This is a genomic window from Rhizobium sp. ZX09 (assembly GCF_017357485.1).
In the GTDB taxonomy this organism is placed as follows: domain Bacteria; phylum Pseudomonadota; class Alphaproteobacteria; order Rhizobiales; family Rhizobiaceae; genus Agrobacterium; species Agrobacterium pusense.
This window is the reverse complement of sequence record NZ_CP031365.1, coordinates 207,669-220,468: the sequence shown is the minus strand read 5'-3', so window position 1 is coordinate 220,468 and position 12,800 is coordinate 207,669. Positions and strand designations below refer to the sequence as shown.

Sequence of the window (12,800 nt, the reverse complement as noted above, 5' to 3'; positions counted from 1 at the left end):
ATGGCTGAACCTTTGATTTCGCTTAATCCGTGCGGCGGGATTATCCCTCCGGCGAAGGCACGATCAGCGTGCTGAAGAACATCGACCTCACTATCGAGGCCGGTGAGATGGTGGCGATCGTCGGCGCGTCCGGGTCGGGCAAGTCGACGCTGATGAATATTCTCGGCTGCCTCGACCGCCCGACATCGGGTAGCTACAGCATCAGGGGCCGGGAAACGGGCAATCTCGATTCCGACGCGCTTTCGGCGCTCAGGCGTGAAAATCTCGGGTTCATCTTCCAGCGCTACCATCTGCTCGCCGAACTGACGGCGCTCGGCAATGTCGAAATTCCGGCTATCTATGCCGGCAAGACGCAGGGCGACCGTAGGCACAATGCCGCAAGGCTGCTTGGCCGCCTCGGCATGGCGGAACGCCTCGATCACCGTCCCGGCCAGCTTTCCGGCGGCCAGCAGCAGCGCGTTTCCATTGCCCGCGCCCTGATGAACGACGCCGAGATCATTCTTGCCGACGAGCCGACCGGCGCGCTCGACAGCACCAGCGGCGACGAGGTGCTGCGCATCCTCGGCGAGCTGCATGCCGAAGGCCGCACCGTCATCATCGTTACCCATGACATGTCGATTGCCAGACGCGCCGGGCGGATCATCGAAATCAGCGACGGCACGATCATTTCCGACCGCAGGACGGATGCAACGCCCGTACCGCAGGACGATGCCAAACCCGTTGCCGTTTCCGGCGGGTCTTCCGGTCTCGCGGGTCTCGTTTCGTCCCTGCGCGAAGCCTTGCGCATGGCGCTTCTGTCGATGCGGGCGCACAAGCTGCGCACCTTTCTCACCATGCTCGGCATCATCATCGGCATCGCCTCGGTCATCAGCGTCGTGGCGCTCGGGCAGGGGTCGCAGCAGCGGGTGCTGCAGAACATATCGAGCCTCGGCACCAACACGCTGGAAATCTTCGCGGGCAAGGATTTCGGCGACATAAGGTCGGGCAAGATCACCACGCTCGTCGTTTCCGATACCGAAGCGCTTGCCAAGCAATCCTATGTCGCGGCGGTGACGCCGACGGTCTCGACCTCCAGCACGGTGCGTTTCGGCGCGAAGGAGGCGAATGCGCTGGTGAACGGCGTCAGCGAGCGCTATTTCGTCGCCAAGGGCACCAAGCTGTCGCAGGGCCGCTTTTTCGATGGCGGAAGCGTCGCGCAGAAGGCGCAGGAAGTGGTGATCGACGAAAATACCCGCAAATCGCTGTTTGCGGATTTCGATGGCAGTCCTGTCGGCCAGGTCATTCTCATCGGCAAGGTGCCGGCCCGCATCGTCGGCGTCACGCAGGCGCAGCAGGGCGGTTTCGGCTCAAGCCAGAACCTGTCGCTTTACCTGCCCTATACCGCCGTCCAGTCACGCTTTCTCGGCAGCCTGTCGCTGCGCAGCATCACGGTGCAGGTGGCCGACGATGTCGATGCCTCAATCGCCGAGCAGGCTGTGACGACGTTTCTGACCCAGCGGCACGGCACACGGGATTTCTACATTCTCAACACCGACGACATTCGCCAGACCATCACCAGCACCACGCAGACGCTGACCCTCCTGATAGCCGCTATCGCTGTGATTTCGCTGCTGGTCGGCGGCATCGGGGTGATGAACATCATGCTGGTATCTGTGTCTGAACGCGTATCGGAAATCGGCGTGCGCATGGCAGTCGGCGCACGGCGCAGTGATATATTGCGCCAGTTCCTGATCGAGGCAGTGCTCGTCTGCTCGACGCTGATCGGCGTTGTCTTCGGTTATCTGCCGGCGCGCAACGCGTCGAAGCTCGATCCCGTCGCGGCGCTCTCGAGTGTATGAAGAATAAAATCATTGGGATCACGTTCAAAGCACTGAAAGGAGTGTAAAAGCCTTGTTCGAGGCACGCCGCAAGTTCGAACATCCAATCCCCGCTCTCGACATGGTCGCGCCACAACCGAACAACTGGCCGCTCTCAAAAGCTCACCGACGAGGGGAACACACCCCCACGGCGAAAAAAAATAGAAGACCGCCCTCTCTAGAAAGTCTCACATCGTGCTGGCCAGATCGGTGGCAATGCTACGGTGATGGAAATGGGCATCGTAAAGTTAACTTCAGCGAAGCAAACGCGTGACGCCCGCCACGTGCACTGCTCATGCGCGAGCGATCTTCGCCCATAGTTTCATTGCCGCTGTGCGCAGTTTTCGATGATGGTTGGAGGGGATGTCGTAGCGCGGGATGTGGAAGAGGGGCAATCGGATCATGGATCGAGACGAAGCGTTGCAATGCCGCTTTGACTTGAAGCGCTTCATGATCCGCTCTCGCCGTCGGACTGGTTGGTGGGAGTTCTCCGCCCGATTGTTCAGCCCTTTATGGGAGCAGTGCTCGACGCCGGCCTGTTTTGCTGCGCTGTAGGAGCGAAGCTTGTCGGTGATCACTACGCATGGCGATCGTCCCAGACCTTTCAAAAGCATGCGCATCAGGCGGTTGGCCGATTTGGCGTTGGCGCGGCTTTGCACCAAAACCTCCAGGACAAAACCGTCCTGATCCACGGCGCGCCATAGCCAATGCTTCTTGCCCCCGATCGAGATAACGACCTCATCGAGGTGCCACTTGTCACCCAGCCGGCCGGATGACCGAGGACGGATCTCGTTGGCAAAGGTCCTGCCAAATTTCTCCGCCCATACCCGCACGGTCTGATGCGAGACAATGATGCCACGGGGCCGGCAGCATGTCTTCAACCATCCGCAGGCTCAGAGGGAAGCGGAACTAGAGCCACACCGCGAGGGCAATGATTTCAGCGGGAAAGCGGTGGCGACGGTAGAGCGGATCACGGGTGGTCATGCCCCTTCATCGCCTATCAAACTCCAAGTTCCGTTAACCTTACGATGCCAGTTCTGTCTCATGGGCGCAGATGTCAAACATACTATGAACGTTTGGCTGGTGTGCACCGTCATACGGCTCTCCACATATCCCTGTTTATTTATTTTGATTCAAGTAAGCACTGAGCGTGGCATTGGTCAGTCAACTTTTTGTTACGTTCGTCGTTGTAAGGGCGCGAACGTGAGCGAAGCTGGATTGTCCCGGTAGCTCACTGGTTCTTCACCAAGGCCTAGTTGTAAGTGTATGTCTGCACGAGCCCCAGTGTGTTTTTTGAGAGTAGCCTGAGCCAGATAGCCAGCAGCGGCGGGACATTTGCTTTACCTCGGCTCATTGCCTCCACGACTGACAGATCGCATTGGAGGACTTCTGCCAAGTCTGGAAGTGACCACTGGAGATTGCGCAGGCAACGGCGAAACTCTTCGGGCGCCATGGTCTTGCCACTTTCCTTCGCTTCAAGCAAAGGAACCCACCATTCTCGGCGGGTTCCCTCACGATGCACTACCATACGTTGGAGCGCGGTCTTCTGGTCCCGCGCACGCTCATAGTGTGGCACTGCGGTTAATGATGGGTTAACGGACAAAAAGAAATCCGCCGGAGCAGGTCTCATGCAAAGACACCATCAGACAAGGCCGCTTGAACCACCAGGCCAAAGCGACGTCACGACACGAAAGTGTTGAATCTGTCCGACTTTTGAGAACGTATGGTGATCACGCTGCGAGGATGGATGTTTCGCGCCGTAGCGGCCTGAGATCGAGGCTTTCCGTCGAGGTCCAGATGTAATCGCCAGTGAGACTGATGTGTTGCCACCCGAGCGGGGTGATGTGTTTGACTAGGTCGGGCGGCGTGGCGATACCCTCCCGGTTGAGTTGGGCGAAGGCCGGTTCGAGATAGAGAGTGTTCCAGTAGACGATGGCATTGATCAGCAGGTTCAGCCCGGACGCCCGGTAGAATTGACTCTCGAAGGTCCTGTCTCGCAGTTCTCCGAGACGGTTGAAGAATAGCGCACGGGCCAAGGTGTTCTGGGATTCGCTCTTGTTGAGGCCGGCCGTCGCGTTCCTGCGCATTTCGGGGCTCTGCCACCACTGGGGCAGACAGATGGACCGATTGATGCGACCGAGAGCGCGTAGCGCCAACGTCAGTCCGTTCTGGCGTGGGAATGCGGACAGCTTTGCCAACAGGGTCGAAAGCCGAACCTGCCCAGACCGGATCGTCGTGACCAGCCGCAGGATGTCGTTCCAGTTTGCCTTGTTCCGCTCGACGTCGATGGGGTCGCCAACGAGCGATGCAAGGTTTTCGGGAGGTGTGTCGCCCGGAAGAGATAGAGCTTGCGATCCTTGAAACCGCGCAGCCTGGGCACAATCTGGAAACCAACGAGATGGCAAAGGGCGAAGCTCATATCGCTTACCCCGCCGGTATAGACATAGTGGGTTTCGATGGGGAGATCGCTGCCATGATAGAGCAAGCCGTCGAGGACATAGATGGCTTCGCTCGCATTGGCATTCATGGCGATGATGTAGAAAGCGCCGTACTGGTCAGAGGTGAACCGGTAGAACTTGGCGCCGGGGTTGGGACTATAGCGGGCGTTGAGGTCGCCGATCGCCTCGGCGTGTCCGCCCGCCGGAAAATATTGGCCATCGGAGGATGACGTTGTTCCATCGCCCCACAAGCTTGCCAGAGGCAATTGCCTCTTGGCGTTGACGAGAATGGCGTGCGCGGCCGTGTCCCCTTCCTCGCGAATATGCCAATCGTGCGCCCAGGCGAGTTGGCGCATCTGTCCGTCGTCGAATGATTTGAGACTTTTTGGGCTTTGGAAGAATGGAGTTTCCGGCTCGGGTAGCTGGTTAATTTAAGCCGCTTTGGCCTGGTGGTTCAAGCGGCGCTGTCTGATGGTTTCTCGTTTGATCCTTTCACGTTCGAGCAGGATTGTTTGGCCGCGCCCGAAGTAGACGTCGGCCGGAGTGAGATTGTCGAGGCTCTCGTGGTATCGGCGATGATTGTAATGCTCGACGAAAGCCGCGATCTGGGCTTCGAGGTCCTCCTGGAAGAAGTAGTTTTCCAGCAGGATGCGGTTCTTCAACGTCTGGTGCCAGCGCTCGATCTTGCCCTGCGTCTGCGGATGTCCGGAAGCGCCGTGGACCTGGCCGATCTTGTATTTGTCCAGCCATTCGCCGAGATCTGAGGCGACGTAACACGGGCCATTGTCCGATAGCAGGCGCGGCCGGTGTTCGACCTTGACCTTGCAGCCTGAGGCGGCCAGCGCCAGGTCGAGCGTGTCGGTGACATCGTCCACCTTCATGCTGGTGCACAGCTTCCAGGCGATGATGTAGCGGGAATAATCGTCGAGGATGGTCGAAAGATAGAACCATCCCCAACCGATGACCTTCAGGTAGGTGAAGTCGGTTTGCCACATCTCGTTCGGGCGCGTGGTCTTGTCCTTGAACTCGTCATTGGCCTTGATGACGATATAGGCTGGCGAGGTGATAAGGTCGTGGGCCTTGAGCAGGCGGTAGACCGAAGCCTCTGAGACGAAATAGCTTTCCATGTCGGTGAACTTCACCGCCAGCTCGCGTGGCGACAGACCGGCATGATCGAGCGCGAGTGTGATGATGCGATCCCTGATATCGTCGGGGATACGGTTCCACACCCGTGACGGCGCGGATGTCCGGTCTTCCAGCCCCTCGACACCGTGGGTCTGGAAGCGATCATACCAGCGATAGAAGGTTGGTCTTGGAATGCCGAGCTTGTCGAGCGTCTGCCTGGCTGGCAGATGAGACCCCTCGATAAGCCGGATGATCTCGAGCTTTTCGGTGGCGGGATATCTCATTCTTCGTCGCCCCCATCCGCGATCATGCTTTTTTAAGCAGGCGGTTTTCCAGGGTGAGGTCGGCCAGCGCCTCTTTCAGGTCGCGGCTTTCACGGCGTAGCGCCTTGACCTCATCGCTGGTGGCCGAGCGGGCAGTGTCTCCGGCAAGCCGCTTCTTGCCCGCTTCGAGGAATTCCTTCGACCAGCTATAATACAGGCTCTCGGCGATCCCTTCACGGCGGCAGATCGCGGCAATGCTGTCTTCGCCGCGCAGCCCCGCCAGCACGATGCGGATTTCTCCTCCGACGAATGGTGCTTGCGCGTGGCGCGACGGATATCCTTGATTGTCTTTTCGGCCGCCGATGTCTGCGGCCCGGTTTTCTGTCTCATCTTCGCTTCCTTTGATAGAGCTACGATGAGCCGAAAATCCTCTCTTCTCAATTAAACCAGTTCTGTCTCATAGGCGTTGATGGCGGACAACGCATGCCCGCATTGACCGTTCGAGAGCCGGTTCTGCCGGAAGACCTCAGCCTTATCCAGCACGTCTTCGACGACGCCTGCGACAGCCACCGAATTCTTAAATCGAGCGAAGACGCCGCAGCCCTGGCGCTGATCCTGGTGCGTCAGCTTCAAAAAGGCCACCGCGACAAGGCGACCTTGAGGCTGGTGATCGACAACATGGTCGAAGCGCGCTGAGGCCGTTCAGCTTGTATCGCCTGCCACCTCAGCAACTATAGCCTTCAGTTGCTCCGGATCGAATGGCTTCGACAGCAATCGTGCACCTTCCGGTATATTGTCTGGAAGGCCACTCTGGCCGCTTGCGACGACGATACCAAGCTCCGGATTGATCAACCTCGCGGCATTCGCAAGCTCAGCGCCGCTCATTCCGGGTAGGCCAAGGTCCGTGACAAGCACATCGAAGCGCTGTCGCGTGATCAGATCAAGAGCATCCTCACCGCTGCCAGCCTCCTCGATCTCATAGCCGGCCGATAACAGCATATCGACCATGTCCAGGCGGATGAGCGCGTCGTCCTCAACGACCAGAACCCTGATTGTCTCTGGCGTGACGTCTGGCGCCGGCTTCGTCGGCAGCATAGTCTGTGGCGAAGCGGCATCAGATCGCGACTGATTTCCGAGAACCTGACGAATTTTGCGTGCCATCGCCTCGCGCGTATATGGCTTCGATAGAAGCTCGACGCCGGCGTCCAGCCGGCCATGATGGACGATGGAATTCTCCGTATAGCCGGAGGTAAACAGCACCGCGAGACGCGGCAGGCGCTGCTTTGCCTTTCTCGCAAGCTCTGGGCTTGTCAGCGATCCGGGCATAACGACGTCGGTGAAGAGGAGATCGATCGCGATACCGCTTTCGACGATCGCCAGAGCGCTTTGGGCGTCCGAGGCTTTCAGAACGCGATAACCGAGGTCGGTCAACAGATCGATGGCGGTATCGCGAACATGATCGTCATCTTCGACCACGAGCACGGTTTCCGTGCCCCCGGCCACCGGTCCAAAATCCTGTCGGACTTCGGCATCCTCGGTTGCCAGGGCTCGTGGCAGGTAGAGCTTGACGGTCGTTCCCTGCCTGACTTCACTATAGATCTTCACGTGACCGTTCGACTGCTTGACGAAGCCGTAGACCATGGACAGACCGAGACCGCTGCCTTTTCCTTCTTCCTTGGTCGAGAAGAATGGCTCAAACACCTGTTCGAGGACGTCAGGCGCGATCCCTGCCCCCGTGTCCGTCACCGCCAGCATGACATACTGCCCCGCCTCGACCTCCAGGTGATTGCGCGCATAGGCTTCGTCGAGGAAGGCGTTGCCGACTTCTACGGTCAGCTTACCGGCGCCGGCCATCGCGTCACGGGCGTTGATCGCAAGATTGAGGACGGCGTTTTCGAGCTGGCTCGGATCGATGGAAGTATTCCACAAACCGCCGGAGACGATCGTTTCGACTTCAATCGCCTCGCCGATCGACCGGCGCAAAAGATCGTCCATTCCGGTAAGAAGCTTGCCGAGATGCACCACCTTCGGCTCAAGCGGCTGGCGGCGGCCAAACGCCAGCAGCTGGCTTGCGAGCTTAGCGCCGCGGCCGACACCCGCGAGCGCATTGGTGATCCTGCGCTCCGCCTTCTCGTTTCCTACGACATCTTTTGCCAGGAGATTGATGTTGCCGGAAACGACCTGCAGCAGGTTGTTGAAGTCGTGGGCGACACCGCCGGTCAGCTTGCCGATCGTCTCCATCTTCTGGGACTGTTGCAAAGCCTTCTGCATTTCGAAGAGCTGTGCGGTTCGCTCCTCGACGCGCGCCTCGAGATAGGCGGCGCTGTCGGCGAGAGCCACCTCCGCCTGTTTCTGATCGTCGATATCGGTATTGGTGCCGATCCAGTGCAGAACGCCGCCGTTTTGCGCCAGAACGGGAACGGCGCGAGCGATATGCCAGCGATAGGTGCCATCATTCCGGCGCAGCCGAAACTCGGTCTGATAGGTCTGGGCTGACGTTCTCGCAGCATTCCATGCTTCGGATGCAGCTTCGATATCGTCCGGATGGACCATCCCGGCCCAGCCGCTCCCACCGAGTTCCTCACTCGTCATCCCGCTATAGGCAAGGACCTGGTCGTTGAACCAGTCCAGCAACCCGTCGGCGCCAGCTGTCCAGACATGGTTGGGCATGGATTGCGACAACGTCCGGAACCGCTCCTCGCTCTGGCGCATGCGCTCTTCCGCTGCCTTGCGGATGGTGATGTCGAGAAAGAGGACGGCGAAACGGTCAGGGCCCACCTTTCGAGCATGCGCTTCATACCAGCGGTTCCCCAAGGCCGGGATATGAACCTCGAACTGCCGAGCTGTTCCTGTTTCGACGACTTCACCATAGGTGGCGATCAGGTCGCTCTGGATGCCGGGGATTGCCTGAGTAACCGGTTTCCCGACGGTTTCTGCAGCGACGAGGCCTGTCTGCCGTTCAAATGCCGGGTTGATATCGATGAACACGAAATCGATTATCTTGCCGGCATCGTCACGCATGATATCGGCGGTGAAGAAGCCCTCGTGCATCTGCTCGAACAGGCCGCGCCAGCGTTCTTCGCTCTGTTGAAGCGTGACCTCGGCTTGCTTGCGCGCGGTGATGTCGAAGGCGATGCCGACGAAGCGGCGCTTGCCGGTCCGCTCGCTCGATACCACCTGTCCGCGCCGTGTAATCCAGCGAACCTCTCCGGTAACCTGGTCGATCCGTCGATATTCGGCGTAGTCCAGCGGATTGCTGTTAGCGAGCCTCGAGGGGCCTGATATTGCCCGGTCGTCGGGATGAAGCAGGCTTACCAGCAAGGTGTCGGTCACCGTCGTATCGGCATCAAGCCCCCAGATTCTTCGATATTCGTCGGAAACATCTAGCTCGCCCGTTTCCGGATACCACTCCAAGGTGCCGACACCACCGGCCTGCTGGGCAATCGCCAGGCGCTGCTCGGTGCGGACGCGATGGGTTGTGTCCTTCAGGATCGCCAGCACGCCAAGGGGCACGCCGTCATGATCCCGGACCGGGCTGAAGTCGAGGTTCAGCCAGACATCCTGAAGCTCGCCATTGCGCTCGATGACAGCATGCCGGTCGCCAAACGACAGGGTGCGGCCGTCGAGCACGATCCTGACAACCCGGGAATTGAACGTCGCAAGCTCAGGCCATGCCTCGGAAATCGGACGACCCAGGAAATCCGGATGGCGTTGACCGGCGAAGGCGGCGTAGGCGTCATTGTAAAGCATGACGCCGTCGGTTCCCCAAAGTATCGCCATCGGCACGCCGGCGCTCATCACCAGACTGAGCGTCTGCTCCAGGACCGGTGGCCACGCGATCCGTGGCCCAAGGGGCGTGAAGCTCCAATCCAGATTGTCGATATGGGTCGCAAACCCACCGGATCGGTGGTGTTTTCGTTTTGAATTTTGTTCGTTCATGGTGCTCGGCAAACAGTTTCTGTCCCGAGCTCATATCAGACTGCGGCAAAAATGTGAATCACTCTCCACTGCCTGTCCGCGTGGCTGTAGAATACGCCGGGACAACCCCCTGTTGCCAAGCCATGCCCGCCAGAGCTTGAAGTCGAACAACGGAGGGGTCCTCCACTCGGACCGCTTGTCCCTGCACTTTTCCATCCGCCACCTACATTAGTATTAGCTGTTCAAACAACATACTTGTTCGAGGAGAAGCAGGTGGCTTATCGGGTCCGGGTTCAAACGGTCATGAGACGTGCGACCGACGACGTCTGCAGTCAGATCACTCACCTCGGCGGCGCCGGCGCGACGCATTGGAAATTGCCCGTGGAAGAGGTTATCCGGCAGATAGAGGCGGGAGAACGCGAGTTTTACGTCCAGCGGCCGATCGGCGACGAAGTCGATCTGTTTGTTGCAGTCGGCCCGGGGAAGAAAAAATACCTGATGACCCTCGCTGACTTCGACCAGCCCAAGACTCTTTTGAACCTGCCATCTTGCTTCGACAGTTAAGAACTCCGGGAACAATTTTCCGTGATTAGACTTCTTTACTTGAGACCTGCGTGATGCGAGACAGTTGGGAAACGCCTGTCAAAGTCATGTTCAACGGAGATACACGCGATAGCGCGAGCACCATGGATGCCGCCGACTGTGTCTTCAGTTGCTGCCCCGAAGAATCCGGGCCAGTCTATGACACCGCCATGCGATGCTTTGCCGAAGTCTTCGATGAACGGCAGTCACCGACTAAAGCAAGAGATGCGTTTGTCGAACTGATCGAAAGCAGTCCATCCATCGAGATCGTCGCAACACGGTGACAGCTATGATCAACGATTTGGTGCAAGCCCGCTGTTTCAGTCAACATGCTTGCACGTCAGGCGCTTGTTGCCGCGCCATCCGTCTCACCATGCTGCAGCTTTGAGAGTGGCGCCTGAAACCTCATCATCACCCCAGACGGCTGGTAGTCTAGGGAAACATCGCCGTAAGCCTTCAGGCTGGATACGACCAGCCGCGATCCGAACCCGGTCCGCGTTGGCTGCTCGACTTCAGGGCCGCCGGACTCCTCCCACCTGAACGTGAACTGCTGCGCACCGTCTTCATCGGCAACCGACCAGGTGACGGAAACCTGACCCTCAGCCCCGGACAGAGCACCATACTTCGTGGCATTGGTGCCGAGTTCATGCAGAACGAGAGACAGTGAGAGAGCGGCCTGCGGCCCGAGCAGCACCGGCGATCCCTCGAACCGCAACCTCGGGCTACCTTCCAGACCCAGGCTGACAGCGGAAGCTTCGACGACTGCGGCGACCGTGGTGCTCGTCCAGTTCTCATGCAGCAGGATGTCATGTGCCCTGGAATAGGCTGCGATACGCGATTGCAGGGCCGCACCGCCCTCCTCGATCGAGCCGGCGTTTCGAAGAGACTGCATGATGATCGACTGGACGACAGCAAGAGAGTTCTTCAGCCGATGATTGAGCTCATGCATCAGCAGCTTTTGCCGCTCGACGGCCTGCCGCTCCTCCGTGCGATCACGAAGGATTTTGAGAAAGCCTTCCGCCGATCCGTTTTCCGAGCGCAGAACCATCATCTCGCCAGAGGCCCAGAATTGCGTGCCGTCCTTGCGCAGGTGCCAACGCTCGTCGGCGCCGCGGCCCTGCTCAAGGGAAGACTTCATCTCAGCTTGCGGGATACCGGCCCGCCGATCCTCAGTGGTGAAGAAAATCGCCGCCGGCTTGCCGAGCATTTCTTCCTCGCTCCACCCCAGGATGCGGGATGCACCTTCGTTCCAGATCGTCACAAGTCCGTCGAGATCCATCGAGACGATGGCATAATCGATAGCGCTGTGCAGTACGGCCTCGAGGAAGCGTTCGCGCGCCGATGCCCTCTTGCCGTTTCGCTCGATTGGTTGATCCATCACTTTGCCCTAAGCCCCGTCCTTGCGTCCACCGCTCTATCACAGGTTAATACAGGTAAAATCAAGGCGTCAACGCCTTCTCAAGCAACAGCTTAACAAGACCATTCCGAGAACGGATCGCGCAAGCCAACCTGGATGCGTGACAGAGGTGCCGTCAGCCTCCAGACGACCCTGCCGTCTGCGAGGCTCCAGGCTGCGTGTCCCGAAAGAGCGGACGGCACCAGCCGACAAAGAACCAGCCTGCCAAACCCTTCGTCTTGCGCCAAGAGGTCAGCGTATTGCAGCGCTGGTTCGGACCAACTCAGCTCGAATTCGACCGGGTTACCGTCCTCAGCCGATGATAGCTTCCAGCTCACCGATATACCCTCGCTCTCTGTCAAACCGAAGTGCATCGCGTTCATGATCAATTCGTGGAGCGCCATGCCGATATTGAGGACGGCATTGGCATCAAGGGCGATCTCCGGTCCAAGTGCCTGGACAGGATAGACGTCTTTAAAGGGTTTGAGCTGATGCGCGATGAGGTCGGCGAGGCTGACGCCGGCCCAATCGACCTGGGAGAGGAGATCATGCGAGTGGGAGAGCGCCATGATGCGTTCGCGGATCCGCTTCTCGAAATCCTCGATCGATCCGGACCGTCCCGCCGTTTGGCGTATCACCGCAAGTATCACGGCATACTGGTTTTTGACGCGGTGATTGATCTCGCGCATCAGCAGGCGAAGCCGGCGCTCGCTCTCTCGCGTCTGCGTGACGTCGCGGGCGATGCTCGACGCCCCCATGAGCTGCCCGTCCCGGCTTTTGATCGGTGAAATCGTGATAGAAATCGGAACCAGTCGCCCGTTACGATGGCGCCGCGTGGTCTCGAACGTCTCGGGTCGCTCGCCGACTTTCAGGCGGCGAAGGATCTCTGCCTCCTCATCCCGCTTGTCGTCCGGGACGATCAAGTAGATCGATTGTTCAACAGCTTCCGCCTCGCAGTAGCCGAACATTCGCTCGGCGGCCTTATTCCAGCTGACGATCGTGCCGGAGAGATCCTTGCTGATGATCGTGTCGAACGACGACTCGACAATGACCCCAAGGCGTTCTTCGGTATGTTTTTCCATGTCCGATGAGTTTCACTGTTGAGGCTGCTGCCGGGACATTTAGGTGCCGGTCTCAGAGATCAAGTCATCGGCGAAGACAATTTTTTATCGCATTGAGGCAAGTCGGCGTGCCACAAGCGCAAAGCGCCTTCATCGACAAG

The 12,800-nt window shown here is 58.9% G+C and carries 5 protein-coding genes and 4 pseudogenes; 3 read left to right on the top strand and 6 right to left on the bottom strand.

Translation table 11 applies throughout. The features are described from left to right. A pseudogene (locus BTN45_RS25640) lies at window positions 1–1,838 on the top strand (MacB family efflux pump subunit). 311 nt (window positions 1,839–2,149) lie between these two features. On the opposite strand, the pseudogene BTN45_RS25635 reads toward BTN45_RS25640, so the two are convergent. The 3 pseudogenes from BTN45_RS25635 to BTN45_RS25625 form a co-directional block, all read right to left on the bottom strand. Next, window positions 2,150–2,840: pseudogene (locus tag BTN45_RS25635) on the bottom strand (IS6 family transposase). A gap of 746 nt (window positions 2,841–3,586) precedes the next feature. Continuing rightward, a pseudogene (locus BTN45_RS25630) lies at window positions 3,587–4,650 on the bottom strand (transposase). A 75-nt stretch (window positions 4,651–4,725) separates the two neighbouring features. Continuing rightward, window positions 4,726–6,072, bottom strand: a pseudogene (locus tag BTN45_RS25625) (IS3 family transposase). Window positions 6,073–6,165: 93 nt separating this feature from the next. Here BTN45_RS25625 and BTN45_RS25620 point away from each other — a divergent pair. Continuing rightward, window positions 6,166–6,378: a hypothetical protein gene (locus BTN45_RS25620; protein WP_052821400.1), complete on the top strand. Its 213-nt coding sequence runs from the start codon at window positions 6,166–6,168 to the stop codon at window positions 6,376–6,378. A 6-nt stretch (window positions 6,379–6,384) separates the two neighbouring features. On the opposite strand, the gene BTN45_RS25615 is transcribed toward BTN45_RS25620, so the two are convergent. Further along, on the bottom strand, window positions 6,385–9,621 hold the full coding sequence (locus BTN45_RS25615) for a PAS domain S-box protein (protein WP_082179115.1): 3,237 nt from the start codon (window positions 9,619–9,621) through the stop codon (window positions 6,385–6,387). A gap of 252 nt (window positions 9,622–9,873) precedes the next feature. Between BTN45_RS25615 and BTN45_RS25610 the strand changes: the two genes are divergently transcribed. Next, the gene (locus BTN45_RS25610) at window positions 9,874–10,164 is read left to right on the top strand and encodes a DUF3892 domain-containing protein (RefSeq protein WP_137067665.1); all 291 of its coding nucleotides are present in this window, start codon (window positions 9,874–9,876) and stop codon (window positions 10,162–10,164) included. Window positions 10,165–10,522: 358 nt separating this feature from the next. Here BTN45_RS25610 and BTN45_RS25600 read toward each other — a convergent pair whose 3' ends face one another. After that, a complete protein-coding gene (locus BTN45_RS25600) occupies window positions 10,523–11,560 on the bottom strand; it encodes an HWE histidine kinase domain-containing protein (RefSeq protein ID WP_052821398.1) in 1,038 nt (345 codons plus the stop codon). A 92-nt stretch (window positions 11,561–11,652) separates the two neighbouring features. Beyond that, window positions 11,653–12,660, bottom strand: coding sequence for a PAS domain S-box protein (locus BTN45_RS25595; protein ID WP_052821397.1), 1,008 nt, complete (start codon window positions 12,658–12,660; stop codon window positions 11,653–11,655). Between the last annotated feature and the right edge of the window lie 140 nt (window positions 12,661–12,800).